This window comes from Sinomonas terricola (assembly GCF_034931225.1).
GTDB classification, from domain to species: Bacteria; Actinomycetota; Actinomycetes; order Actinomycetales; family Micrococcaceae; genus Sinomonas; species Sinomonas terricola.
The window spans coordinates 363246-387766 of the sequence record NZ_JAYGGQ010000001.1; the positions used below are offsets into that span (position 1 = coordinate 363246).

Below are 24521 nucleotides of genomic sequence, written 5' to 3' on the forward strand. Positions count from 1 at the left end.
GGCTCAGACCGAGTCGCGAAGCGCGCGCGTCTGCTCGGCCCGCAGCGCGAGCTCGGCTCCTGTCTCCGGGTAGCCGACCTCTTCGAGGACGAGCGGATGGGCGGGCGCGAGGCGGGTCTTCGCGTCGCGGACCCGCGCAAGCATGCGCTCGTGGAGCCATTCGGGGCGCTCGATCCCCTCGCCGACGCGCAGCGCCGAGCCCACGAGCGCGCGCACCATGTTGTGGCAGAACGCGTCCGCCCGCACGTGGGCCACGACCACGCCGTCGTGCGTCCTCTCGAAGGAGAAGTCTTGAAGCTCACGGACGGTCGTCGAGCCCTCGCGCGGCTTGCAGAACGCGAGGAAGTCCCGAAGCCCGAGAAGCTGGGCGGCCGCGCCGTTCATGCGCCCGACGTCGAGGGGCGCCTTGTGCCACAGGGTGATCCCGCGGAGCGTCGGGTCCCACTGCTCAGGGCGGTCGGCGATCCGGTACGAATAGCGGCGCCACAGCGCCGAGAACCGCGCGTCGAACCCCGCCGGAGGGACGACGGCGCGGCGCACCTCGAGCGCGCCTGTCTCCTCCGCGAGGACGCGGCTCAGAGCGCCTCGGAGGCGCCGCGCGAGCACCTCCTCAGGCGGGCTGTCCGAGCGTCGCGGAAGCGACGCCCATTCGCCGGCCTCGAGATCGAGGTGGACCACTTGGCCGCGCGCGTGCACGCCCGCGTCCGTGCGACCGGCGACGACGACGCGCACTGGCCGTCGCAGGATGAGTTCGAGTGCCTCCTCGAGGGATCCCTGGACTGTCCGGAGGCCCGGCTGGACGGCCCACCCGCTAAAGGGGCCGCCGTCGTACGCGACGTCGAGGCGGACGCGGACGCGGTCCGGACCGGCCGTCTCCCCCAACGCGTGTGGGCCCCCAGACGCGGGAAGGCCCCCGTTCCCTGACACGGGAACGGGGGCCTTCTCTGCAGTCATGCGCCCCAGTCTAGTGGCGCCCGACGGCGCGACTTACTTGGCGTCGTCGTCCTTGGCCTCGGCCTCGGCGGCGGGAGCCTCGGTCTCCTCGGCGGCGACCTCAGCCTCGGCGGCGGCGGTCTCCTCGACCTCAGCCTCGGCCGGAGCCTCGGCAGCAGCCGTCTCCTCGACTTCAGCCTCGACAACCGGCTCGGCCTTCGGGGCAGCAGCACGTTCGGCGGCCTTCGTGGCCTCGGCCACGACAGCCTGCTTCGGCGAAACCGGCTCGAGCACGAGCTCGATCACAGCCATGGGGGCGTTGTCACCCTTGCGGTTGCCGATCTTGGTGATGCGCGTGTAGCCGCCCTCGCGGTTGGCCAGCTGCGGCGCGATCTCCGTGAAGAGCTCGTGGATGATGCCCTTGTTCGTGTTCGTGCGGGCCGAGATGGCGGCCTGGACACGACGGCGCGAGGCGAGGTCGCCGCGCTTCGCGAACGTGATGAGGCGCTCGGCGACCGGGCGGAGGCGCTTGGCCTTCGTCACGGTCGTCGTGATGCGCTTGTGCTCGAACAGCGCGGCGGCGAGGTTGTTGAGCATGAGGCGCTCGTGCGCCGGGCCGCCGCCCAGGCGCGGACCCTTGGCGGGTGCAGGCATAGTAGTTTCTCCTCGGGTGGGCCGCAGCCGGGGGGTGGCCCGGCAGCGGTCAATACTGTGGTGGCTTAGAGGTCGTCGTCGCCGAACGGGGCCTCGTCCTCGTCGATCGCGGCAGCGCGAGCGGCGAGGTCGAAACCGGGAGGCGAGTCCTTGAGGGAGAGGCCGAGCTCGGTGAGCTTGGCCTTGACCTCGTCGATGGACTTGGCACCGAAGTTCCGGATGTCCATCAGGTCAGCCTCGGAGCGCGCCACGAGCTCACCCACGGTGTGGATGCCTTCGCGCTTGAGGCAGTTGTACGAACGCACGGTGAGGTCCAGGTCCTCGATCGGCAGAGCCATGTCCGCGGCGAGCGCGGCGTCCGTCGGGGACGGGCCGATCTCGATGCCCTCGGCAGCCGTGTTGAGCTCGCGGGCGAGGCCGAAGAGCTCAACGAGGGTCGTGCCGGCGGAGGCGACGGCGTCGCGCGGCTTGATGGCCGGCTTCGTCTCGACGTCCACGATCAGGCGGTCGAAGTCGGTGCGCTGCTCGACACGGGTCGCCTCGACGCGGAAGGTGACCTTCAGCACGGGCGAGTAGATCGAGTCGACCGGGATCCGGCCGATCTCCGCGTCCGCGGACTTGTTCTGCGCCGCGGAGACGTAGCCGCGGCCGCGCTCGATGGTCAGCTCGAGCTCGAACTTGCCCTTGGAGTTGAGCGTGGCGATGTGCAGATCCGGGTTGTGGATCTCCACACCGGCCGGCGGCGCGATGTCCGCTGCGGTGACGACGCCCGGGCCCTGCTTGCGCAGGTAGGCGACGACCGGCTCATCCTGGTCGGAGGAGATGGACAGGCTCTTGAGGTTCAGGATGATCTCGGTGACATCCTCCTTGACCCCAGGAACCGTGGTGAATTCGTGCAGCACGCCGTCGATCCGGATGCTCGTGACGGCGGCACCCGGGATCGAGGACAGAAGAGTGCGACGCAGCGAGTTGCCGAGCGTGTAGCCGAAGCCCGGCTCGAGCGGCTCGATGACGAAGCGGCTGCGGTTGTCGGACACCACTTCTTCAGACAGTGTGGGGCGCTGTGCAATAAGCACGGAGTTTCCTTTCAGCGAGCATCCGCTATATGACGCAACACAGATGGATGGAAAACGGTCTGACTAAGCAACGGGCGCGCGGCCGGCTGAGGTTCCCCGCAGCCGGCGCGGCCCTGCGACAACCAATTAGACGCGGCGACGCTTCGGCGGACGGCAGCCGTTGTGCGCGCTCGGGGTGACGTCCTGGATGGAGCCAACCTCGAGGCCCGCGGCCTGAAGGGCGCGGATCGCGGTCTCGCGGCCCGAACCCGGGCCCTTGACGAACACGTCGACCTTGCGGAGGCCATGCTCCTGGGCGCGCTTCGCAGCGGCCTCGGCGGCCTGCTGGGCGGCGTACGGGGTCGACTTGCGCGAGCCCTTGAAGCCGACCTCGCCGGCCGAGGCCCACGAGATCACGGCACCCGAGGGGTCGGTGATCGAAACGATCGTGTTGTTGAACGTGCTCTTGATGTGCGCCTGGCCGAGCGCAATGTTCTTCTTGTCCTTGCGACGCGGCTTGCGGACCGAGGTCGCACGAGTCTTCGGGGGCATGAGTACTCCTACTTCTTGGTGACGCTAGCCGCGATCAGCGGCCGGCCTTCTTCTTGCCGGCGACGGTCCGCTTCGGACCCTTGCGGGTACGGGCGTTGGTCTTGGTGCGCTGGCCACGGACCGGGAGGCCCTTACGGTGGCGCAGGCCCTCGTAGCTGCCAATCTCGACCTTGCGGCGGATGTCGGCGGCCACTTCGCGGCGAAGGTCACCCTCAACCTTGTAGTTGCCCTCGATGTAGTCACGCAGCTGGACCAGCTCGGCGTCCGTGAGGTCCTTCACGCGGACGTCCGGGCTGATGCCGGTAGCAGCGAGCGTCTCCTTCGCACGGGTGCGACCCACGCCGTAGATGTAAGTGAGCGCGATTTCCAGCCGCTTTTCGCGGGGAATGTCAACGCCAGCGAGACGAGCCATAGTGGCGGTTCTCCTTGTGTTGTCCGGAGGTCGTAGGCAGTACACCCGCATTTGCCGTGCGGCCCCAGCCTCCGGGCCGGGGGTTAGCTGTCCGGGCTCTGATTCTCGTCCCAGCGCAGCTTGTGCTGCCTTCTATCTAGTTATTGCGTGGGCGCCGCCCGAGCTGCTTCTCCGAGGAGAAGATCAGCCCTGGCGCTGCTTGTGGCGCGGGTTCTCGCAGATCACCATGACCCGCCCGTTGCGGCGGATCACCTTGCACTTGTCGCAGATCTGCTTGACGCTCGGCTTGACCTTCATGGCATTCCTTTGCGTGTTCTGCAGGTGGTCAGCAATGACGGCCGGGTGCCCCCGGCCGCGCTGCTTACTTGTAGCGGTAGACGATCCGGCCGCGGGTCAGGTCGTAAGGGCTGAGCTCCACCACCACACGGTCCTCCGGGAGGATACGGATGTAGTGCTGACGCATCTTCCCCGAGATGTGGGCGAGCACGACGTGCTTGTTCGTCAGCTCAACGCGGAACATCGCGTTGGGCAGCGCTTCAGTCACGACGCCCTCGATCTCGATGACACCGTCCTTCTTGGCCATAGCCTCCGCTATCTGTTGCGCCTCCGGGCACACGTGCGTCCGGCGGTCTTCATTGATTGATTCGGCCGGCGGCAGCCACCCCGAAAAGGGCACGGCTGGGCCGACAGCCAACAAACAACTGTACGCCACCTCGCCCGGGAAGTTAAATCGGCCTATCGTACACGCCGCGCCCTTTCGCGACGAGTGGCCACCTCCCATCCTTGATCCCGTAGGCCGTTGTCCCCAACTTTAGGTTTCAACTGCCCGCCGCAAGGATGATCCAGCCGCGGAACCGCGCGCCGTCGTACGGGCAAGATGGGGGACGATGGCCGAAAGGCTGGGGAGGATGGCCGGTACGCCTCGGCGGCCTGACCCGGCTCGATGTCCCTCCACAGCACCAGCCGCGGAAGTCGTCCACATAGCGTTCGCCCCGGTTTCGGCACCGGGACCTCCAGACCAACCATGAAGATCACGGACGCATTCCTCCGTGTGCTGCAGGCTCGCGATGGCGTAGCACGCACCGGCGAACTGCTGAGTGCGGGGGTGACGAAGTACGCCTTGTCCGAGGCGGTTGCGGCCGGGCGAGCTCTCCGCCCTAGTCGTGGGGTCATCGCCCTCCCTGACGCTGATCCTTTGATGATCCGATGTGTCTCGACCAACTCGTTGCTGACCTGCGCGTCGGCCGCAAGGCGGCACGGACTCTGGCTGCTGCACGAGCCCGAGCGCATCCATGTGGCCCGGGCCGACGGCCGGCTCCAATCGTTGATGTTGAACTGGACGGCGAGACGCACAACGAATCCGAGAGCCTGGCAGAAGGACTATGTCCGGGACGCCGCAGCCCAGGCCCTTGGCTTCGCTACCGTTCGCTTCGCGTACGCCGACGTGGTGCATCGTCCGGATGAGATGGTCGGGCGCGTCAGAGAAGTTGTCGCCAAACGGCTCTCGTTGGGTCAACTGCCCCGATACTGACCGGCCTTCATCCCCCATCCTCTCGGCCGTCCTCCCCATCCTTCACGAGACGATGGCGCGAATCACTGGGCTTACCGGAACGGCTGCCCGCGGCCGAAGCCGGAAAGCTGGGGAGGGTGGCCGGCAGGGTCAGACCGGCGGCGCCGGGTAGGGCTCCCACGTCCCGGCCGGCGTCGTCACGGCCGTCGCCGACCGCACGCCGTCGAGGATCGCGAGCCGCACGGCCTCGGCCGCGGCCGTCTGCACCATGAAGAGCCCGATCTGCCGCGCGAAGTCGGGAACGCGCTCGAGCTCAAGCGCCTGAGTGGAGAGCGCGAAGACCGTGTCCCCGTCCACGAGGGTGTGGCTCGGGTTGAGCGCGCGGGCCAGGCCGGCGTGGGCGGCCGTAGCCGTCCGCTTGCATTCGGCCGGGGTGAGGGCCGCGTTCGTCGCGACGACGGCCAGCGTCGTATTGGCCGACGACGGCGCGCGTGCGCCCCCGAGGATGGCGTCGCCGTCCGCAGCGGGCCCGTCAGGGAAGACGGGCCTGCCCGCCGCGTTCACGACGGCGAGCGCCCCCACGACGATGCCGTCCGGCAAGATCACTTCTGGCGCGCCGGGCGGCCCCTGCACGGGCCCAGCCGGGATCGCGACCGACGCCATCCCGACTCCGCCCTTGTACTGACCCCGTCCGAACACCGCGCCGGTGCCGGCCCCGACGCAGCCGCGGAGCGCGCCGTCGTCCGCTCCCCCAGAGGCCACCGCGCGGGACGCCGCCTCCAAGCCCATCGCGGTGTCCGGGCGCTTGGCGAAGTCGCCGCCGCGCCCGAGGTCGAAGATGACGGCTCCGGGGACGATCGGCACGACCCCTCCGAGGACCCCGAAGCCCTGGCCCTCGGATTCGAGGAAGAGCTGGACGCCGGTCGCGGCGGCAAGCCCGTACGCGCTGCCGCCGCAGAGCGCGACGCCGTCGACGTTCTGGGCGAGGGTCGAGGGGTCGAGGGCGTCGGTCTCGCTCGTTCCAGGCCCTCCCCCGCGGACGTCGACTCCGCCGGCCGAGCCGGGCGGGGCCAGAACCGCGGTCACGCCCGTGAGCCAGCCGTCGCCGATGCGCTGGGCGTGGCCCACGCGCATCCCGGGAACGTCGAGGAGGGAGCCCATGGGGACATTGTGCCCCACGTCTCGCCCTGATCGTCCTCGAGCACAACAAAGAGTTAACTCTTGGCTACGCGCGCCGGAACTCTTTCCGAGAATCCCCTTTCCCGGAGTTTCGGGCCCGGCGACTGTGCTGCACTGTTTCGTGCCACCGTCGCGGCGTCGCTGCACGGTGCCCGGATTTTCTGCAGTGGGGGCCACGGTGAGGAGCACCAGACAATCATGAGCAAGCTTGAGCTCGACCGCCCTGTCGCGGTCGCCGAGGCCGCGCCGCCGCCGCGCCGCGCGCGCTGGTCGGCACGGAGCCGGAGGGACTTCGTCGTGTTCCTCGCGATGGCCCTGCCGAACCTCGTCCTCATCGCGGTCTTCACGTACCGGCCGCTCTTCGCGAACATCCAGTACTCGATGCTCGACTGGACGCTCGGCTCGACGACCGCCCGGGTGGTCGGGCTCGAGAACTACGTCACGTTCTTCACGAGCGAGGACGCCCCGCGTGTCTTCGGCACGACCGCCGTCTTCACCGTATTCACGGTGGGCCTCTCGATGGTGCTTGGCCTCCTCGTGGCCCTCGCGCTCAACTCCAAGGTGCGCGGCACGACGTTCGCGCGCGCCGCGGTCTTCGCGCCGTACGTCCTCTCGGGAGTCGGCGTCGGCCTCGTGTGGATGTTCATCTTCGACCCCGGCTACGGCGTCCTCGCGTGGATCCTCAAGGGCCTCGGCGGCAAGAGCCCCGAGTGGTTCAACGATCCGCAGCTCGGGCTCACGATGGTCACGATTGTCTACGTCTGGAAGAACCTGGGCTACTGCGCGGTGGTCTACCTCGCGGGCCTGCAGTCGCTTCCGGGCGACGTCATGGAGGCCGCGGCGCTCGACGGCGCGGGTGCCGTGCGCCGCTTCTGGAACATGGCGCTGCCGCTCCTGTCCCCCACGACGTTCTTCCTCCTCATCACGACGATCCTCTCGAGCCTCCAGGCCTTCGACCTCATCCGGATCATGACGCCGCTCGGCAACGGGACCAGCACGCTCATCTACGAGGCGTACCTCCAGGCATTCGGCGCGTACAACCGTGCTGGCTATTCGGCCTCGATCTCGGTCGTCCTCTTCGTGATCCTGCTCATCGTCACGGTGGTCCAGGTCCGCTTCGTCGAGAAGAAGGTGCACTACGCATGAGCACAACCGCGACCTCCGTCCCCGCCCCCGCGACGGCGGCCGACCCCATCCCGGCCCGCGACCGCGTGTTCTCGAAGGCGAACCTCGCGAAGACGATCGGCGGCGGCTACCTTCCGCTCATCCTCGCGACGCTCATCGTGTTTCTCCCGCTCGCGTGGATGGTGCTGAGCTCGTTCAAGACGCCCGGCGAGATCGTCACGACGGACCTCAAGGTCCTTCCCGCGCAGCTCTACACGCAGAACTACGTCGAGGCGATGACGACCGTCCCGTTCGCCCAGTTCTTCCTCAACTCGGCGATCGTGACTTTCGTGGGCTCGGCCATCAAGGTGGCCCTCGCAATCCTCACGGCCTACGCGCTCGTCTTCGTGCGGTTCCCGTTCAAGAACGCGATCTTCATCCTCATCCTCGTCGCGCTCATGGTCCCTCCCCAGGTCGCGATCCTGCCCAACTACGTGCTCATCGCGGGCATCGGCGGGAAGAACACGCTCTGGGGCATCATCCTCCCCGGCCTCGGGACGGCGTTCGGCACGTTCCTCCTGCGGCAGCACTTCATGACGCTCCCGAGCTCGATCCTCGAGGCCGCCGAGATCGACGGGGCCGGCCACTGGCGCCGACTGTGGCGGATCGTCGCGCCCGTCTCGCTCCCCTCGATCGCCACGGTCGCGCTCGTGACCATCGTCAACGAGTGGAACGACTACATCTGGCCGCTCATCATCACGGATCGGCCCGAGACCATGACCCTCCCGGTGGGCCTCACGCTGCTCCAGAACTCCGAGGGCAACACGGGCTCGGGCTGGGGCATCCTCATGGCCGGCGCCGTCCTCGTCATCCTCCCCGTCCTCGTGGTCTTCGCAATGCTCCAGCGCTACATCGTCGCGGGCCTCACCCAGGGCAGCGTCTCCAACTAGCAGCACTCGGCCCCGCCGCACCCGCCCTTCCCTTCCCACGCACCCACCCACCCTGAAAGGCGCACCATGTCATTCCCCGTTGACCGCCGGCACTTCCTCGCCCTCGCGAGCGCCGGCGCCGGCACCCTCGCCCTCGCCGCGTGCGGCGGTCCCGACACCTCGGGCGGCGCCGGCGCGTCGAAGACCGCTGACGCCGACTTCTCGAACGTCAAGCCGGCTGCGAGCATCGACTTCTGGACGAACCACCCGGGCAAGTCCCAGGACGTCGAGAAGCAGCTCATCGACAAGTTCCAGAAGGCCAACCCCGGCATCACGGTCAACCTCGTGACCGCTGGCTCGAGCTACGAGGACATCGCCCAGAAGTTCCAGACGGCCCAGGCTGCGAGGTCGGGCCTGCCGGCCGTCGTCGTCCTCTCCGACGTGTGGTGGTTCCGCTACTACATCAACGGCAACATCATCCCGCTGGACGCGCTCACCAAGCAGCTCGGCGTGCAGGTGAGCGACTACCGCGACTCGCTCGTCAAGGACTATCAGTACGGCGGCAAGCAGTGGGCCATGCCGTACGCCCGCTCGACCCCGCTCTTCTACTACAACAAGGACCACTTCAAGGCCGCGGGCCTGCCCGACCGCGCCCCGAAGACGTGGGACGAGTTCGCAGAGTGGGCCCCGAAGCTCGCGGCCGCCGGAGTGGCGCAGCACGCGTTCCAGTACGGCCCGATGGCGGGCTACGCCGGCTGGACCATGCAGAACAACCTGTGGGGCTGGGGCACGGGCTGGTCGAAGGACTGGGACGTCACGTGCGATTCCGACGACGCCGTCGCCGCGATGCAGTGGGCCCAGGACTCGGTCTACAAGGGCAAGTGGGCGGGCGTCTCGTCGAAGGACCAGGCGGACGACTTCGCGGCGGGCATCGCCTCGACGACGCTCGCCTCGACCGGCTCGCTCGTGGGCGTCCTCAAGAACGCCAAGTTCACCGTGGGCGTGGGCTTCCTCCCCGGCGGCCCCAAGGCCTCGACGAGCGTCTGCCCGACCGGCGGCGCCGGCCTCGGCATCCCGTCCGGCATCTCGAAGGAGCAGCAGCTCGCGGCCGCGACGTTCATCAAGTTCGTCGGCGAGCCGGAGAACGCCGCGCTCTTCTCCGCCGCGACGGGCTACATGCCGGTCCGCAAGTCGGCGGACATGACCGAGGTCCTCGCAAAGACGCCGCAGATCCAGACGGCGATCGATCAGCTCGCCGTCACGCGCGTGCAGGACAACGCCCGCGTGTTCCTGCCGGGCGCCGACCAGGAGATGGGCAAGACCGCGGCCAAAATCCTCACCCAGCAGGGCGACGTCAAGACCGAGATGGCCGCGCTCAAGAAGACCCTCCAGGGCATCTACGAGAAGGACGTCAAGCCGAAGCTCACGGCCTGACCTCGCGTCTCGCAGGACGACCAACGACGACGGCGCCGCTCACCTCGTGTGGGCGGCGTCGTCGTCGTTCGGCCCGGTGCTACGCCCTACGGACGCACGATGAGCTTCCCGCGCACGTGGCCGCCCTCGAGCTCGCGGTACGCGGCGGCAGCGTCCTCGAGGCTGTAGACGCCCGCGATCTCGACCTTGAGCCTCCCGCTCGCGACGAGGTCCGCGAGCTCGGCCAGCTGCGCCGGATCGGGACGGACCCAGATGTACTGGCCGCCGAACTCGTCCCGCGCCCGGCGATCCGCGACCGAGGCGACGACGCCGCCGTCGCGGAGAAGCTCGGGGACTGTGTCGAGCGATGAGCCGCCCGCGAAGTCGAGGATCACGTCGAAGCCCTCGGGCACCACGGCGCGGGCCCGCTCGACGAGGCCGTCCCCATACTGGACCGGGACGGCGCCGAGGGTCCGCAGATACTCGTGATTGCGCTCGGACGCGGTGCCGACCACCGTTGCCGCCCCCTCGAGGAGCGCGAGCTGCGTCGCGAACGAACCCACTCCCCCGGCCGCCCCGTGGACCAGCACCCGAGCACCGCTCGAGACCCCGGCCCGCCTCACGGACTGCAGCGCCGTGAGTCCCGCGAGGGGCAACGCGGCCGCCTGCTCGAAGCTGAGCCCGGCCGGCTTCTTCGCGGCCGTCCGCACGGGCACCGACGCGAACTCGGCAAGGGTTCCCGAGGAGACCACGTCCTTGCGGGCGTAGGCGAGGATCTCGTCGCCCACTTCGAACTCAGGCGTATCGAGTCCCGCCTTGACCACGACTCCCGCGACATCCCATCCGGGGATCGCCGGCAGGATCGTGTCGATGACCCGACGGACATGCCCTTCGCGGATCTTGTAGTCGACCGGGTTCAGGGCAGCCGCCTCGACCTTGATGACTACGGTGTCCGGGCCGATGTGCGGCTCCGGCACATCCTTGACCGCGAGCACGTCGGGTCCGCCGAACTTCTCATACGTCAGTGCTTTCACGAAAGGTCCGAACGTGCTCGCGCGGGCGGGCATTCCCGCGGGGCGATGCCCGCGGCCATTCCGCGGGATCGCCGTCACGGCGTGGCGTTCGCGTGCGCCGGGCCGATGGCCAGGACGTCCTGCCCGAAGTCGGTGATGGTGTAGCGTCCGCAGGCCACGGTCTCGTGCGGCAGGCCCCGGGCCGCGCTTGGGAGCGGCGGGGCCGGGTAGCGATCGTCGCTCAGCACGAACGAGACCGCAGGCACGTTCCGGTAGTCGTCGCGATCGGTCAGCCACGGGTACGCGTTGAATGCATCATCCACCTGGACGAGCTGGTTGGGCTCGGCGAGGTAGGCCTTGGGGCCGCGGATCGTCCAGTAGCGGCCGGCGCCCGTGCGGTGGCTCGCCGAGACCCACGCGTCGACGCAGCGCACGTCGGCGTCGATGCGTCCCGCCGAGCTGCCGAGCGAGGCCGTGAGGATCGCGGAGGCGGCGAGGCATGCGGCGGCCCAACCGGCCAGGAGGACGCGTAGGCCGCGCGCAGGGAGCCGCCGCGCCAACGCGCCCGGGGCGGCGAGGTCCGGCGCGAGCACGAGGAGGCACACGGGCGCGAAGAAAAGGGGCTGCACGTACCGGGTGCCGACGATGCCGAGCGCCACCGCGCCGACGAGCACGCCGAGCGGGGCGACCCAGCCGACGCCCGCGACGAGCGCCGTCGCGGCGTCGCGCCGCGCGAGCGACCGGCGGAAGACGAGCACGCACCCGACCACGAGAGCCACGGCGAACGTGAGCGACAGCGCACCGGGCAGAGTCGACGCTCGGTCGGCGAGCTTCTCGGCGTAGTAGATCGCGGTTCCGAGAGCTTGGCCCGGCTTGGCGTAGGCGGGGCCGTCCTTCGTGATGAGGGCAGCGAAGGGGATCCGGCCCGCGAGGCCGACGACGGCGCCGGCCCCGAGGACCGCCGCCACGCGCGCGAGGAGAACCCAGGCGACAACTCGCCGCCAGCCGAGCATCGCGAACACGACGACGAGCGGCGCGGCCTCCCACGCGAGGTACAGCGGATTGGTCAGGGTCGCAACGGCGCTCACCGCAAACAGGGCCGCGGCGAGCCAGCGCCCGCGCTTCGGTCCCGGCGTCGCGCCGGACCCCTGGCCGCTCCGGGCCGCGATGGCCCGCGCCACGAGGCCCGTCGTCGCGGTCACCGCGAGCACCGTCGTGCTGTAGAACGTCGCGGTGGCCAGGAGCGAGGCGACCTCGAACGTGTCCCACCCGGACGTGTCCTCGAGGAGGCTCAGCCCGATCACGGCCCCGAAGGCCACGAGGGCCCCGGCTATCCGACGGCCGTGGGGCCGCCCCGGACGCACGGCCCCGCTCACGAGCCGCAGCGCACCATAGAGCAGGAGGAAGTTGACCGCGGCGTTGAGGGCGAACGTGCCCTTGACGCCCAGCCCGAGGGCCGCGAGTCCGAGGTAGAGGGCCATCTCGGGGATGAACAGCACGGCGGAGAGGGCCCAGTCCTGAGGCTGGCCGGCTACGGCAGAACCGCGCACGAGGGCCGGCAGCACCGTCTCGGGGTCGTAGTAGAGCATCCACGAGCGATCGGTCGCATCAAGATGCGCGACCGCGACAAGCGAGAGCAGCAGCGCGGCACCCCAGCCGCAGGCTTCCGCCGCCCAGGCGGGGACTGCGCGCGCGAGGGCGTGCTCGTCCGTCACCCGATTCCGCATCCCCCTCATCGGCGGAAGAGGTCAGGCCGGAATCGGCACGGGCGTGACGCCGAGCGGCAGCAGCTCGGACGCGCCGCCGTCCTCGGCCGTGAGCACCCAGATCCCGTCGCTGTGCCGGGCCACGGAGTGCTCCCACTGGCATGACCGGGAGCCGTCGGTGGTCACGACAGTCCACTCGTCGTCGAGCACGCGGGTCTCGATCGAGCCGCGCACAAGCATGGGCTCGATCGCGAGCGCCATTCCGGGCTTGATCTTGGCGCCGCGGTGCCCAGTTCGGTAGTTCAGCACGTCAGGCGCCATGTGCATCTGCGAGCCGATGCCGTGGCCCACGTAGTCCTCGAGGATGCCCAGGGGGGCTCCGTCCTGCTCCGACACGAAGTCGTCGATCGCGTCGCCGATGTCGCCCACGTGGGTCCCCCGCGCAAACGCCGCAACGCCGCGCCACATCGCCTGGCGCGTCACTTCGGAGAGACGCGCGTCCTCGGGATCGCCCTCGCCGACGATCACGGTGCGCGCCGAATCGGCGTTCCACCCGCGCACGACGCAGCCGCCGTCGATCGAGACGATGTCCCCCTCGCGGAGCTTCCTCGGGCCGGGGATGCCATGCACCACCTCGTCGTTGACCGAGACACAGATGTGCTTGGGGTAGCCGTAGTAGCCGAGGAAGTTGTACTGGGCTCCTGCCGCGTCCACAACGTCGGCGAAGACCGCGTCGAGCTCGTCGGTCGTGGTGCCGGGGGCGGCGGCAGCGACCGCGGCGTCGAGGGCGCGGCTCAGGAGGAGGCCCGCCTCCGCCATGATGCGAAGCTGCCCGTTGTTCTTGTATTCGATCTTCCGCTGCCCGATCACAGGACTCCTCTTCCCCAACCGGCGACGGCGCCCGCCCGCCCAAGGCGAGAGGCGCCGTCGTCGTCAATAATTGCGCTGCGACCCGGCTCAGGCCAGGTCCGGCGCCCCGTTCTTGATGGCCGCGAGCACGCGCTCGGTGACCTCGTCGATCGCCCCGATGCCGTCGACCTTCGTCAGGATGCCGCGCTCCGCGTAGTGGGCGACGACGGCCTCGGTCTGCGTGTGGTAGAGCTCGAGGCGGTGGCGGATGACGGCCTCGTTGTCGTCGCTGCGCCCCGTCTCCTTCGCGCGGCCGAGGAGGCGGTGGACAAGCTCCTCGTCGTCCGCCGTGAGCTGGAGGACGACGTCGAGCTCGAGCCCGCCGTCGGCGAGGATCCCATCGAGGTACTCGACCTGGGCAACGGTCCGCGGGTAGCCGTCGAGGAGGAAGCCCTCGCGCGCGTCCTCCTGGGCCAGGCGATCGCGCACCATGCTGTTCGTCACGCTGTCCGGCACGAAGTCGCCGGCGTCCATGTACTTCTGGGCCTCGACGCCGAGCGGCGTCTGCTCCTTGACGTTGAAGCGGAAGATGTCCCCGGTCGAGATGGCGACAATGCCGAGTCGGTCCGAGATCCGTTCGGCCTGAGTGCCTTTTCCGGATCCAGGAGGGCCAATGAGAAGCATTCTCGTCATCGCAGTAGTCCTTCGTAGTGTCGCTGTTGGAGCTGCGCATCGATCTGCTTGACCGTCTCGAGACCCACACCCACCATGATGAGGATCGACGTGCCGCCGAACGGGAAGTTCGTGTTGGCCTGGACCAGCACGAGGGCGATCAGCGGGATGAGAGCCACGATGCCGAGGTACAGGGAGCCCGGCAGCGTGATGCGCGAAAGTACGTACTGCAGGTAATCCGCAGTCGGCTTTCCGGCACGGATGCCCGGGATGAAGCCGCCGTACTTCTTCATGTTGTCCGCGACCTCTTCGGGGTTGAAGGTGATCGCAACATAGAAGTAGGTGAAGAAGATGATCAGGAAGAAGTAGATCACCATGTAGACCGGGTGGTCGCCCTTGGTCAGGTTGTTGTTGATCCACTCGACCCATGGCTGGATGGCCGAGCCGTCACGCGGCGTGTTGAACTGCGCGACAAGGGCTGGGAGGTAGAGCATCGAGGACGCGAAGATGACCGGGATGACGCCGGCCATGTTGACCTTCACTGGAATGTACGTCGTCGTGCCGCCCACCGTGCGGCGGCCGATCATGCGCTTCGCGTACTGCACCGGGATGCGGCGCTGCGACTGCTCGACGAAGACCACGAGGGCCATCGTCACAAGGCCGATCGCGAGCACGATGAAGAACGTGCCCGGGCCCTTCGACGACCAGATCGCGCCGAGCGACGCCGGGAAGTTTGCAGCGATCGACGTGAAGATGAGCAGCGACATGCCGTTGCCGATGCCCTTCTCGGTCACGAGCTCGCCCATCCACATGATGAGGCCCGTGCCTGCCGTCAGCGTGATGATGATGAGGATCGTCGCGATGATGCTCGAGTCCGGGATGATCTGCAGGTTGCAGTTCGGGAAGAGCTGGCCCGAGCGGACGAGCGAGACGAGCGTCGTCGCATTGAGCAGGCCGAGCGCGATCGTGAGGTAGCGCGTGTACTGCGTGAGCTTCGTCTGCCCCGCCTGGCCCTCCTCGTACAGTTCCTGGAAGCGCGGGATGACCACGCGGAGGAGCTGCACGATGATGCTCGACGTGATGTACGGCATGATCCCGAGCGCGAACACCGAAACCTGCAGGAGCGCGCCGCCGCTGAACAGGTTCATGAGCTGGTAGATGCCCGGCTGGTCCTGCCCAGTCACGAGCGGCGAAAGGCACGTCTTGACGTTGCTGTAGTTGACGCCCGGCGCAGGGATGAAGGCGCCCAGGCGGAAGATGGCGATGATGCCCAGCGTGAACAGCAGCTTGCGCCGCAGGTCCGGCGTACGGAATGCCCGGCCGATGGCAGAAAGCACGCTTCTCCTCCCCGATCCCGAGGAACGTAGGGTATGGCCCGCGCACAGGATACGGCGCGAGCAGGGTCCAGCTACCGAGTCTAACGGCACGCACCGCCCAGCCGATAATCACGGGGTTGCGGTGGGGTTGCGGGCGTCCGATGGCGCGAAGGGCCCCCGCCGTCGGCCCCCCGTCCCCGCGCACGCTCGGCGAGCCTTAACGCGAAGGGCCCCTGCCGCCGTCGTGAGCAAGAAACTCACGACGGCGGCAGAGGCCTTCAATTCACAGCGTCGGCTGTGCTCCTGCGAACGTCAGAGGACGGTCGTGGAGCCGCCGGCCGCAGCGATCTTCTCGGCGGCAGCCGCCGAGAACGCGTGCGCGGTGACGTCGAACTTCACGTCGATGTCGCCGTTGCCGAGCACCTTGACGGGCTGGTTCTTGCGGACCGCGCCCTTCGCGATGAGCTCGTCGACGCCCACGGTGCCGCCCTCGGGGAACAGCTCGACGAGCCGCTCGAGGTTGACCACCGAGTACTCGACCCGGAACGGGTTCTTGAAGCCGCGGAGCTTCGGCAGGCGCATGTGCAGCGGGAGCTGACCGCCGGCGAAGCCGGCACGCACCTGGTAGCGGGCCTTCGTGCCCTTGGTACCGCGACCCGCGGTCTTGCCCTTGGAGCCCTCACCGCGACCCACACGGGTCTTCGCGGTCTTGGCGCCAGCGGCCGGACGCAGGTGGTGGACCTTGAGCGCGTGGGCCTTCTTCTCAGTCTCGTTCTCAGCCATTACTTCGCCTCCTCAACCTTCACGAGGTGCGGAACCGTGTTGATCATGCCCACCGTCACAGCGTCGGCCTTGCGGACGACGGTGTGGCCGATGCGCTTGAGGCCGAGGGAACGCAGGGTCTCGCGCTGGTTCTGCTTGGCGCCGATGACGCCCTTGATCTGGGTGATCTCCAACGTCGCGTCAGAGGGAGCCAGGTTCTTCGACATGACTCATGCACCTGCCTTCTGGTTCTCGATGTTGCGGACCATAGCGGCCGGCGCGATCTCGTCCAGAGGGAGGCCACGGCGGGCGGCCACGGCCTGCGGCTCCTCGAGACCCTTGAGCGCCTCGATCGTCGCGTGGACGATGTTGATGGCGTTCGAGGATCCGAGGGACTTCGACAGCACGTCGTGGATGCCGGCGCACTCGAGCACGGCGCGGACCGGACCACCGGCGATCACACCGGTACCCGGGGCAGCCGGGCGCAGCATGACGACGCCAGCGGCGGCCTCACCCTGCACACGGTGCGGAACGGTCGTGCCGATGCGCGGGACGCGGAAGAAGGACTTCTTGGCCTCCTCGACGCCCTTCGCGATGGCCGCGGGAACTTCCTTGGCCTTGCCGTAGCCGACGCCCACGGTGCCGTTGCCGTCGCCGACCACCACGAGGGCGGTGAAGCTGAAGCGGCGGCCGCCCTTGACGACCTTGGCCACGCGGTTGATCGTCACGACGCGCTCGACGAACTGGCTCTTCTCGGCGTCACGGCCACCGTCGCGGCCGCCACGGCCACCACGGTCGCCACGGCCGCGGCCCTCGCCACGACGGCCGCCGCGGCGGTCCTCGTTGGCGGGAGCGGCAGCCTCAGCGGCGCCCTCGGTCACATTCTCAGACACGTTGTCCTTCTCGTTGTTCTCGACGGTCACAGTGCCAGCCCGCCTTCCCGGGCGCCGTCTGCAATCGCAGCAACGCGGCCGTGGTACTTGTTGCCGCCGCGGTCGAACACGACAGCCTCGACACCCGCAGCCTTGGCACGCTCGGCGACGAGCTCGCCCACGCGCTTGGCCTTGGCCGTCTTGTCGCCCTCGAACGCGCGGAGGTCAGCCTCGAGCGTGGACGCGGAAGCGACCGTGACGCCCTTGCTGTCGTCGACAACCTGGACGAACACGTGGCGCGCCGAACGCGTCACGACAAGGCGCGGACGCTCGGCCGAGCCGACGACGCGCTTGCGCAGGCGGATGTGGCGACGCGAGCGGGAAGCAGCGCGCGACTTGGCCGGGCGCTTCTTGTTGATGCTCAGACCCATGGTTACTTACCAGCCTTTCCGACCTTGCGGCGGACAACTTCGCCGGCGTAACGAATGCCCTTGCCCTTGTACGGGTCAGGCTTGCGCAGCTTGCGGATGTTGGCCGCAACCTCGCCGACCCGCTGCTTGTCGATGCCGGACACGGTGAACTTCGTGGGGCCCTCGACGGTGAACGCGATGCCCTCGGGGGCAGACACGGTGACCGGGTGCGAGAAGCCGAGCGCGAACTCGAGGTCCGAGCCCTTCGCCTGCACGCGGTAACCGGTGCCGATGATCTCGAGCTTCTTCTCGTAGCCCTTCGTGACACCCTCGATCATGTTCGCGATGAGCGTGCGCGTGAGGCCGTGGAGCGAACGCGAGAGGCGCTCGTCGTTCGGGCGCGTCACCGAGAGCTTGGCGTCCTCGAGGTTGACCTCGATGGGGCTTGCAACGGTGTGCACGAGCTCGCCCTTGCCACCCTTGACGGTGACAACCGAGCCGTCGATCTTGACCTCGACGTCGGCCGGGACGGTGATGGGGAGACGTCCAATGCGGGACATATCTTCTTCCTTCCTTCCCTTACCAGACGTACGCGAGGACTTCGCCGCCCACGCCCTTCTTGGCGGCCTGACGGTCAGTCAGGAGGCCAGAAGAGGTGGACAGGATGGCGATGCCGAGGCCGCCCAGCACGTGCGGGAGGTTCGTGGACTTCGCGTACACGCGGAGACCCGGCTTCGAGATGCGGCGGACGCCGGCGATCGAACGCTCGCGGTTCGGACCGAACTTGAGCGAGAGGGTCAGCTTCTTGCCGACCTCGGCGTCCTCTTCCTTCCAGCCGGCGATGAAGCCCTCGGCCTTGAGGATGTCGGCAACCCGGACCTTGAGCTTCGACGACGGCATGGAAACCTCGTCGTGGTAGGCCGAGTTGGCATTGCGCAGACGCGTGAGCATGTCTGCGACGGGATCAGTCATAGTCATGTGGGCTCTTGCCCTTCCTCGTGGCGGTTTCCCCGCGGAACCATCCGGCTCCGCGCGGACCTGTCACGTAGTGATTCAGTCTTCGGTCTTGAACGGGAAGCCCAGCGCCTTGAGCAGCGCGCGGCCCTCGTCGTCGGTCTTGGCAGTCGTGACGACCGTGATGTCCATGCCACGGAGGCGATCGATCTTGTCCTGGTCGATCTCGTGGAACATCACCTGCTCGGTGAGGCCGAACGTGTAGTTGCCGTTGCCGTCGAACTGCTTGCCGCTGAGGCCGCGGAAGTCGCGGATACGGGGCAGCGCGAGGGTCACGAGGCGGTCCACGAACTCCCACATGCGGTCGCCGCGAAGCGTCGCGAAGGCGCCGATCGGCATGCCCTCACGGAGCTTGAACTGGGCGATCGACTTGCGGGCCTTCGTGACCTGCGGCTTCTGGCCCGTGATGAGGGTCAGATCGCGCACAGCGCCTTCGATGAGCTTCGAGTCCTTCGCGGCGTCGCCGACGCCCATGTTGACAACGACCTTGACCAGGCGCGGGACCTGGTTGACGTTCTCGTAGTTGAACTCGTCCTGGAGCGAGGCCTTGATGGTCTCCGCGTACTTCGCCTTGAGACGGGGCACGATCTTGACCGGAGTCTCGACGGTCTCAGTCATCAGATGTCCTTCCCAGTGGCCTTGGAGTAGCGGATGCGGACCGTCTTCTGGCGGCCGTCCTTCTCCACGGTCTCGACGCGGAAGCCGACCTTCGTGGGCTTCTTGGTCTCGGGGTCCACGAGAGCCACGTTCGAAGCGTGGATCGGGGCCTCGACCTGCTCGATGCCGCCGGTCTTGGTGCCGCGCTGCGACTGGCCGACCTTCGTGTGCTTGGTGACGCGGTTGATGCCCTCGACGAGCACGCGGCCCGTCTCGGGGAACACCTTCAGGACCTTGCCCTGCTTGCCCTTGTCACCGCCCTTTTCCTGCTTGGTGCCGGTGATGACCTGGACCAGGTCGCCCTTCTTGATCTTTGCGCCCATGAGTCAGAGCACCTCCGGAGCCAGCGAGACGATCTTCATGAACTTCTTGTCGCGCAGCTCGCGGCCCACCGGGCCGAAGATACGCGTGCCACGGGGGTCGCCGTCGTTCTTGAGGATGACTGCCGCGTTCTCGTCGAAGCGGATGTAGGAGCCGTCCGCGCGGCGGCGCTCCTTCTTGGTGCGGACGACGACCGCCTTGACGACGTCGCCCTTCTTCACGTTGCCGCCAGGGATCGCGTCCTTGACGGTGGCGACGATGACGTCGCCGATGCCTGCGTAGCGGCGGCCAGAACCCCCGAGAACGCGGATGGTCAGGATTTCCTTCGCACCCGTGTTGTCGGCGACCTTGAGCCGCGACTCCTGCTGAATCACTTCTACTCCTTACGTCACGCTGGTTCTCGGATCGCGGTGAAGCCTGCGCCGAGCCTTGCGGAACGGATTGTCGGGGTGTCTCACGACCCGCCTGGATGTGGCCAGTGCGGGCCTGAATCGCCGTGCCAGGCGCAATGGGCCCCTTCCGGCGCGCCCGAGCACGGGCAGACTGAAGGGCATTATGCGGTGGCACGATGGTTCACGAGGTACTGCACGGCCACTCCCGCGCGGGACACCCGAAGCCACGAGGACTTCAGAGGGCGCGCCGAACACAGCCGTACAAGCTCAATATCGTAGCACGGAACGGCCAACGGCCTTGACACGGCCGCCGCACCATGCGATTGGCACACAACGCGAGCGGCCCGCCCCTTCGAAAAGGGACGGGCCGCTCGTTGCTGAACCGGAAGGTCCGGAAGGCCTACTTGGCCTTCTCGAGGACCTCCACGAGGCGCCACCGCTTGGTGGCGGACAGCGGACGGGTCTCCGCGATGAGAACGAGGTCGCCGATCCCGGCAACGTTGTTCTCGTCGTGGGCCTTGCGCTTGCTCGTGCGGCGAATGACCTTGCCGTAGAGCGAGTGCTTCACGCGGTCCTCGACCTCGACGACGATGGTCTTCTCCATCTTGTCGGACACGACGTAGCCGCGGGCGGTCTTGCGGTGCCCGCGCTCTTCAGCCGCTTCCGGGGTGTTCTGCGACACCGTGTTCTCCTGCTCGCTCACTTGGCGTCCTCCTCGGTCTCAGCCGCGGGGGTCTCTGCCGCCTTGCTTTCGGCCTTCTTGGACTTCTTCGCGCCCTTCGTCTCCTCGACGACCGAGACGGGCTCGACACGGATGCCGAGCTCGCGCTCACGGAGGATCGTGTAGATGCGCGCGATGTCCTTCTTCACGGCGCGAAGGCGGCCGTGGCTCTCGAGCTGGCCCGTGGCGGACTGGAAGCGCAGGTTGAACAGCTCTTCCTTCGCCTTCTTGAGCTCCTCGAGGAGGTGCTCGCTGTCCAGCTGGTCGAGCTTCTCAGCGGTCAGTTCCTTGGATCCGACTGCCATTCTCATTCACCACCTTCGCGACGCACGATGCGCGCCTTCAACGGGAGCTTGTGGATCGCGAGGCGGAGCGCCTCGCGCGCCACCTCTTCGTTCACACCGGCGAGTTCGAAGAGAACCCGGCCCGGCTTGATGTTCGCGACCCACCACTCCGGCGAACCCTTACCGGAACCCATGCGGGTTTCGGCGGGCTTCTTCGTGAGCGGACGGTCCGGGTAGATGTTGATCCAGACCTTGCCGCCACGCTTGATGTAGCGGGTCATGGCGATACGGGCCGCCTCGATCTGGCGGTTGGTCACGTACGCCGGCGAGAGGGCCTGGATGCCGTACTCGCCGAAGCTGACCTTCGTACCGCCAGTCGCAGCGCCCGAACGGCCGGGGTGGTGCTGCTTACGGTGCTTCACACGACGGGGAATAAGCATTTAAGCCTCTCCTCCTTCCGCTGCCGGGGCGGCAGCCTCAGCGGCCGGAGCCTCGGCTGCCTCGGCAGCCTGAGCCGGACGGTCGCCAGACGGACGACGACGGCGCTCGCCACCCGGGCGGCCCGGGCGATCGCCACGGTCACCACGGGGACCGCGCGACGACGGAGCAGCGGCGGCCTGGGCAGCCAGCTCCTTCGACGTCACGTCGCCCTTGTAGATCCAGACCTTCACGCCGATGCGGCCGAACGTCGTCTTGGCCTCGTAGAAGCCGTAGTCGATGTTCGCGCGGAGCGTGTGCAGCGGCACGCGGCCTTCGCGGTAGAACTCCGAGCGCGACATTTCGGCGCCACCGAGGCGGCCCGAGCACGCAACGCGGATGCCCTTGGCACCGGCGCGCTGCGCCGACTGCATGGCCTTCTTCATGGCGCGGCGGAACGCGACGCGGCTCGAGAGCTGCTCCGCGATGCCCTGGGCCACGAGCTGAGCCTCGATCTCGGGGTTCTTGACCTCGAGGATGTTCAGCTGGACCTGCTTGCCAGTGAGCTTCTCGAGCTCGCCGCGGATGCGGTCGGCCTCGGCGCCGCGGCGGCCGATGACGATGCCCGGACGCGCCGTGTGGATGTCCACGCGGACGCGGTCGCGGGTGCGCTCGATCTCGACGCGGGCGATGCCGGCGCGCTCCATGCCGTTGGTCATGAGCTTGCGGATCTGGACGTCCTCGCGGACGAAGTCCTTGTAGCGCTGGCCGGGCTTGTTGCTGTCGGCAAACCAGTGCGAGACGTGGTCGGTGGTGATGCCGAGTCGGAACCCGTGCGGGTTGACCTTCTGTCCCATTTAGCGGGCCTCCTCGTTCTCCGGGGTCGCCACGACCACAGTGATGTGGCTGGTGCGCTTCTTGATGCGGTACGCGCGGCCCTGGGCACGCGGCTGGAACCGCTTCATGGTCGGACCCTCGTCGACGAACGCCTCGCTGATGTAGAGGTCGCCCTCATCGAAGGGCAGACCGTCGCGGTCGGCCAGAACGCGCGCGTTGGCCATCGCGGACGCGACCACCTTGTAGACCGGCTCCGAAGCCGCCTGCTGGGCGAACTTCAGGATCGCCAGAGCCTCATTCGCCTGCTTGCCACGAACAAGGTTGACGACGCGCCGGGCCTTCATCGGCGTTACGCGGATGTGGCGCGCAATTGCCTTGGCTTCCATTGCTTTCCTTCTCTTTCTCGAAGTCCAAGCACTGCTTCACTCTGCCGTGAGGCAGGATCAGCGGCGCTTGCCCTTCTTGTCGTCCTTCACGTGGCCGCGGAAAGTCCGCGTCGGGGCGAATTCGCCGAGCTTGTGCCCGACCATCGACTCGGTGATGAAGACCGGGACGTGCTTCCGGCCGTCGTGCACGGCGATCGTGTGCCCGAGCATGTCGGGGATGATCATCGAGCGGCGGGACCAGGTCTTGATGACATTCTTGGTGCCCTTATCGTTTTCCCGGGCGACCTTCACAAAGAGGTGCTGGTCAACGAAAGGACCCTTCTTCAGGCTGCGTGGCATGTGTCCAGGCTCCTATCGCTTGTTCTTGCCAGTACGACGACGGCGGACGATGAGCTTGTCGCTCGCCTTGTTCGGGCGGCGGGTGCGGCCCTCGGGCTTGCCGTTCGGGTTGACCGGGTGGCGACCACCGGAGGTCTTGCCCTCACCACCACCATGCGGGTGGTCGACCGGGTTCATGGCGACACCGCGGACGGTCGGGCGGACGCCCTTCCAGCGCATGCGGCCGGCCTTGCCCCAGTTGATGTTCGACTGCTCGGCGTTGCCGACCTCGCCGACCGTGGCGCGGCAGCGCACGTCGACGTTGCGGACCTCGCCGGACGGCAGGCGAAGCTGGGCGTACTTGCCCTCCTTCGCAACGAGCTGCACCGAGGCGCCCGCGGAGCGGGCGAGCTTGGCGCCGCCACCGGGGCGGAGCTCGACGGCGTGGATGACCGTACCGACCGGGATGTTCCGGAGCGGCAGGTTGTTGCCGGGCTTGATGTCGGCGTCCGGACCGGACTCGACGAAGTCGCCCTGGGCGAGCTTGTTCGGCGCGATGATGTAGCGCTTCGTGCCGTCCACGTAGTGCAGGAGCGCGATGCGGGCCGTGCGGTTCGGGTCGTACTCGATCTCCGCGACGCGGGCGTTGACGCCGTCCTTGTCGTGGCGGCGGAAGTCGATCAGACGGTACTGGCGCTTGTGCCCGCCACCCTTGTGGCGCGTCGTGATGCGGCCCGTGTTGTTGCGGCCGCCCTTCTTGGGGAGCGGACGAACCAGGGACTTCTCCGGCGTCGCTCGCGTGATTTCTGCGAAGTCGGCCACGCTCGAGCCGCGGCGGCCCGGGGTAGTCGGCTTGTAGTTACGGATTCCCATTTACCTATTCCTCGTTAAAGTGGTCTCCGCTCAGGCGAGCGGACCGCCGAAGATGTCGATCGTGGCGCCGTCCTTGAGAGTGACGATCGCACGCTTGGTGCTCTTGCGCTGGCCCCAGCCGAACTTGGTGCGCTTGCGCTTGCCGGCCCGGTTGAGCGTGTTGACCGACTCGACCTTGACCGAGAAGATCTGCTCGACCGCGTTCTTGATCTCGGACTTGTTGGAGCGGGGGTCCACCAGGAAGGTGTACTGGCCCTCGTCGATCAGCCCGTAGCTCTTCTCGGAGACAACCGGGGCGATGATGACGTCGCGCGGGTCCTTGTAGCTCGATGCAGTCACTTGGAGGTCTCCTCGTTCTTGGGCGCCCGATCGGCGACGAACGCGTCGAAGGCCGCCTTGGTGAACACCACATCGTCGGAGACCAGCACGTCATACGTGTTGAGCTGGTCCGCGTAGAGCGCGTGGACCTCGGGGAGGTTGCGGACCGAAAGGGCCGCGTTCTCCTCGGCGCGCTCGAGGACGACAAGGATGTTCTTGCGGTCGGTGATGGACTTGAGGGTCGCCAGGGCACCCTTGGTGCTCGGCTTCTCGCCGCCCGCGAGCGACTCCACGACGTGGATGCGGCCGTTGCGGGCGCGATCCGAGAGGGCACCGCGGAGCGCGGCGGCCTTCATCTTCTTGGGGGTCCGCTGCGAGTAGTCACGCGGGGTCGGGCCGTGCACCACGCCACCGCCGGTCATGTGCGGAGCGCGGACCGAGCCCTGACGGGCACGGCCGGTGCCCTTCTGCTTGAACGGCTTGCGGCCTGCGCCGGAAACCTCGCCGCGGTTCTTCACCTTGTGCGTGCCCTGGCGTGCAGCGGCCAGCTGGGCGACGACGACCTGGTGCAGAAGCGGAACGTTGGTCTGGACGTCGAAGATCTCGGCGGGGAGATCGACCTTCACAGTTGCGTTAGCCATG

Annotated in this window: 35 protein-coding genes; 4 read left to right on the forward strand and 31 right to left on the reverse strand. The window is 67.9% G+C overall.

Features of this window, described 5'->3' with window-relative positions; translation table 11 throughout:
* Nucleotides 1–3 precede the first annotated feature (3 nt).
* The 7 genes from truA to infA all read right to left on the reverse strand — a co-directional run bounded on the left by truA (nt 4) and on the right by infA (nt 4189).
* Nucleotides 4–954 (reverse strand): tRNA pseudouridine(38-40) synthase TruA, encoded by a 951-nt coding sequence (gene truA, locus SPF06_RS01790; RefSeq protein ID WP_323277208.1) that lies wholly within the window; start codon nt 952–954, stop codon nt 4–6.
* A gap of 33 nt (nt 955–987) precedes the next feature.
* On the reverse strand, nt 988–1587 hold the full coding sequence (rplQ, locus tag SPF06_RS01795; RefSeq protein ID WP_323277209.1) for a 50S ribosomal protein L17: 600 nt from the start codon (nt 1585–1587) through the stop codon (nt 988–990).
* A gap of 65 nt (nt 1588–1652) precedes the next feature.
* Nucleotides 1653–2663 (reverse strand): DNA-directed RNA polymerase subunit alpha, encoded by a 1011-nt coding sequence (locus tag SPF06_RS01800; protein ID WP_138442257.1) that lies wholly within the window; start codon nt 2661–2663, stop codon nt 1653–1655.
* 126 nt (nt 2664–2789) lie between these two features.
* Nucleotides 2790–3194, reverse strand: a complete 405-nt coding sequence (gene rpsK, locus SPF06_RS01805; protein ID WP_138414213.1) for a 30S ribosomal protein S11 — start codon at nt 3192–3194, stop codon at nt 2790–2792.
* Nucleotides 3195–3228: 34 nt separating this feature from the next.
* A complete protein-coding gene (gene rpsM / locus SPF06_RS01810; RefSeq protein WP_307965148.1) occupies nt 3229–3606 on the reverse strand; it encodes a 30S ribosomal protein S13 in 378 nt (125 codons plus the stop codon).
* A gap of 183 nt (nt 3607–3789) precedes the next feature.
* Nucleotides 3790–3903, reverse strand: coding sequence for a 50S ribosomal protein L36 (rpmJ, locus tag SPF06_RS01815; RefSeq protein ID WP_011775570.1), 114 nt, complete (start codon nt 3901–3903; stop codon nt 3790–3792).
* Between the two features lie 64 nt (nt 3904–3967).
* Entirely contained in the window at nt 3968–4189 is a 222-nt protein-coding gene (infA, locus tag SPF06_RS01820; protein ID WP_011775571.1) for a translation initiation factor IF-1, read from the reverse strand.
* Between the two features lie 441 nt (nt 4190–4630).
* Between infA and SPF06_RS01825 the strand changes: the two genes are divergently transcribed.
* Nucleotides 4631–5137, forward strand: a complete 507-nt coding sequence (locus SPF06_RS01825; RefSeq protein WP_323277211.1) for a type IV toxin-antitoxin system AbiEi family antitoxin domain-containing protein — start codon at nt 4631–4633, stop codon at nt 5135–5137.
* Nucleotides 5138–5266: 129 nt separating this feature from the next.
* Here the strand turns inward: SPF06_RS01825 and SPF06_RS01830 are convergent, their stop codons facing one another.
* Nucleotides 5267–6277, reverse strand: a complete 1011-nt coding sequence (locus tag SPF06_RS01830) for a P1 family peptidase (protein ID WP_323277212.1) — start codon at nt 6275–6277, stop codon at nt 5267–5269.
* Between the two features lie 216 nt (nt 6278–6493).
* Here SPF06_RS01830 and SPF06_RS01835 point away from each other — a divergent pair, with 216 nt between their 5' ends.
* The 3 genes from SPF06_RS01835 (at nt 6494) to SPF06_RS01845 (ending at nt 9762) form a co-directional block, all read left to right on the forward strand.
* Nucleotides 6494–7441, forward strand: a complete 948-nt coding sequence (locus SPF06_RS01835; protein WP_323277213.1) for a carbohydrate ABC transporter permease — start codon at nt 6494–6496, stop codon at nt 7439–7441.
* Complete coding sequence (locus SPF06_RS01840; RefSeq protein ID WP_323277214.1) at nt 7438–8349, forward strand: carbohydrate ABC transporter permease; 912 nt, start codon at nt 7438–7440, stop codon at nt 8347–8349. The genes SPF06_RS01835 and SPF06_RS01840 overlap by 4 nt, the downstream gene beginning before the upstream one ends.
* 66 nt (nt 8350–8415) lie before the next feature.
* Nucleotides 8416–9762 carry an ABC transporter substrate-binding protein gene (locus tag SPF06_RS01845; RefSeq protein WP_323277216.1) on the forward strand — a complete coding sequence of 449 codons (1347 nt, stop codon included), beginning with the start codon at nt 8416–8418 and terminating at the stop codon, nt 9760–9762.
* Nucleotides 9763–9848: 86 nt separating this feature from the next.
* Here the strand turns inward: SPF06_RS01845 and SPF06_RS01850 are convergent, their stop codons facing one another.
* The 23 genes from SPF06_RS01850 to rplD form a co-directional block, all read right to left on the reverse strand.
* Nucleotides 9849–10775: an NADP-dependent oxidoreductase gene (locus SPF06_RS01850; RefSeq protein WP_323277217.1), complete on the reverse strand. Its 927-nt coding sequence runs from the start codon at nt 10773–10775 to the stop codon at nt 9849–9851.
* A 74-nt stretch (nt 10776–10849) separates the two neighbouring features.
* A complete protein-coding gene (locus SPF06_RS01855) occupies nt 10850–12469 on the reverse strand; it encodes a hypothetical protein (RefSeq protein ID WP_323277218.1) in 1620 nt (539 codons plus the stop codon).
* A gap of 33 nt (nt 12470–12502) precedes the next feature.
* On the reverse strand, nt 12503–13330 hold the full coding sequence (map, locus tag SPF06_RS01860; RefSeq protein ID WP_323277219.1) for a type I methionyl aminopeptidase: 828 nt from the start codon (nt 13328–13330) through the stop codon (nt 12503–12505).
* Between the two features lie 87 nt (nt 13331–13417).
* Nucleotides 13418–14002, reverse strand: coding sequence for an adenylate kinase (locus tag SPF06_RS01865; protein ID WP_323277220.1), 585 nt, complete (start codon nt 14000–14002; stop codon nt 13418–13420).
* Complete coding sequence (gene secY, locus SPF06_RS01870; protein ID WP_323277221.1) at nt 13999–15318, reverse strand: preprotein translocase subunit SecY; 1320 nt, start codon at nt 15316–15318, stop codon at nt 13999–14001. The genes SPF06_RS01865 and secY overlap by 4 nt, the downstream gene beginning before the upstream one ends.
* A 291-nt stretch (nt 15319–15609) precedes the next feature.
* A complete protein-coding gene (gene rplO / locus SPF06_RS01875; protein WP_323277222.1) occupies nt 15610–16080 on the reverse strand; it encodes a 50S ribosomal protein L15 in 471 nt (156 codons plus the stop codon).
* Complete coding sequence (rpmD, locus tag SPF06_RS01880) at nt 16080–16286, reverse strand: 50S ribosomal protein L30 (RefSeq protein WP_323277223.1); 207 nt, start codon at nt 16284–16286, stop codon at nt 16080–16082. Before rpmD ends, rplO begins: the two co-directional genes overlap by 1 nt.
* Nucleotides 16287–16289: 3 nt before the next feature.
* Complete coding sequence (gene rpsE, locus SPF06_RS01885; RefSeq protein ID WP_323277773.1) at nt 16290–16940, reverse strand: 30S ribosomal protein S5; 651 nt, start codon at nt 16938–16940, stop codon at nt 16290–16292.
* Between the two features lie 38 nt (nt 16941–16978).
* Nucleotides 16979–17362, reverse strand: coding sequence for a 50S ribosomal protein L18 (rplR, locus tag SPF06_RS01890; RefSeq protein WP_323277224.1), 384 nt, complete (start codon nt 17360–17362; stop codon nt 16979–16981).
* 2 nt (nt 17363–17364) lie between these two features.
* The gene (gene rplF / locus SPF06_RS01895) at nt 17365–17901 is read right to left on the reverse strand and encodes a 50S ribosomal protein L6 (RefSeq protein WP_323277225.1); all 537 of its coding nucleotides are present in this window, start codon (nt 17899–17901) and stop codon (nt 17365–17367) included.
* A gap of 19 nt (nt 17902–17920) precedes the next feature.
* Nucleotides 17921–18319 (reverse strand): 30S ribosomal protein S8, encoded by a 399-nt coding sequence (gene rpsH, locus SPF06_RS01900; protein WP_323277226.1) that lies wholly within the window; start codon nt 18317–18319, stop codon nt 17921–17923.
* A gap of 75 nt (nt 18320–18394) precedes the next feature.
* Nucleotides 18395–18973 (reverse strand): 50S ribosomal protein L5, encoded by a 579-nt coding sequence (gene rplE, locus SPF06_RS01905; protein ID WP_323277227.1) that lies wholly within the window; start codon nt 18971–18973, stop codon nt 18395–18397.
* A complete protein-coding gene (rplX, locus tag SPF06_RS01910) occupies nt 18973–19335 on the reverse strand; it encodes a 50S ribosomal protein L24 (protein WP_323277228.1) in 363 nt (120 codons plus the stop codon). Before rplX ends, rplE begins: the two co-directional genes overlap by 1 nt.
* Nucleotides 19336–19338: 3 nt before the next feature.
* Nucleotides 19339–19707, reverse strand: a complete 369-nt coding sequence (gene rplN, locus SPF06_RS01915; RefSeq protein ID WP_307965132.1) for a 50S ribosomal protein L14 — start codon at nt 19705–19707, stop codon at nt 19339–19341.
* A 418-nt stretch (nt 19708–20125) separates the two neighbouring features.
* A complete protein-coding gene (gene rpsQ / locus SPF06_RS01920; RefSeq protein WP_323277229.1) occupies nt 20126–20428 on the reverse strand; it encodes a 30S ribosomal protein S17 in 303 nt (100 codons plus the stop codon).
* Nucleotides 20425–20751, reverse strand: coding sequence for a 50S ribosomal protein L29 (rpmC, locus tag SPF06_RS01925; protein WP_323277230.1), 327 nt, complete (start codon nt 20749–20751; stop codon nt 20425–20427). Before rpmC ends, rpsQ begins: the two co-directional genes overlap by 4 nt.
* A gap of 2 nt (nt 20752–20753) precedes the next feature.
* Nucleotides 20754–21170 carry a 50S ribosomal protein L16 gene (gene rplP / locus SPF06_RS01930; RefSeq protein WP_323277231.1) on the reverse strand — a complete coding sequence of 139 codons (417 nt, stop codon included), beginning with the start codon at nt 21168–21170 and terminating at the stop codon, nt 20754–20756.
* Entirely contained in the window at nt 21171–22004 is an 834-nt protein-coding gene (rpsC, locus tag SPF06_RS01935; protein ID WP_323277232.1) for a 30S ribosomal protein S3, read from the reverse strand.
* Complete coding sequence (rplV, locus tag SPF06_RS01940; RefSeq protein WP_323277233.1) at nt 22005–22370, reverse strand: 50S ribosomal protein L22; 366 nt, start codon at nt 22368–22370, stop codon at nt 22005–22007. It lies immediately after the preceding gene.
* A gap of 57 nt (nt 22371–22427) precedes the next feature.
* Nucleotides 22428–22709 carry a 30S ribosomal protein S19 gene (gene rpsS / locus SPF06_RS01945; protein ID WP_043119392.1) on the reverse strand — a complete coding sequence of 94 codons (282 nt, stop codon included), beginning with the start codon at nt 22707–22709 and terminating at the stop codon, nt 22428–22430.
* 12 nt (nt 22710–22721) lie between these two features.
* The gene (rplB, locus tag SPF06_RS01950) at nt 22722–23561 is read right to left on the reverse strand and encodes a 50S ribosomal protein L2 (protein ID WP_323277234.1); all 840 of its coding nucleotides are present in this window, start codon (nt 23559–23561) and stop codon (nt 22722–22724) included.
* 30 nt (nt 23562–23591) lie between these two features.
* Nucleotides 23592–23900: a 50S ribosomal protein L23 gene (rplW, locus tag SPF06_RS01955; protein ID WP_323277235.1), complete on the reverse strand. Its 309-nt coding sequence runs from the start codon at nt 23898–23900 to the stop codon at nt 23592–23594.
* Entirely contained in the window at nt 23897–24520 is a 624-nt protein-coding gene (gene rplD, locus SPF06_RS01960; protein WP_323277236.1) for a 50S ribosomal protein L4, read from the reverse strand. The genes rplW and rplD overlap by 4 nt, the downstream gene beginning before the upstream one ends.
* Nucleotide 24521 lies beyond the last annotated feature (1 nt).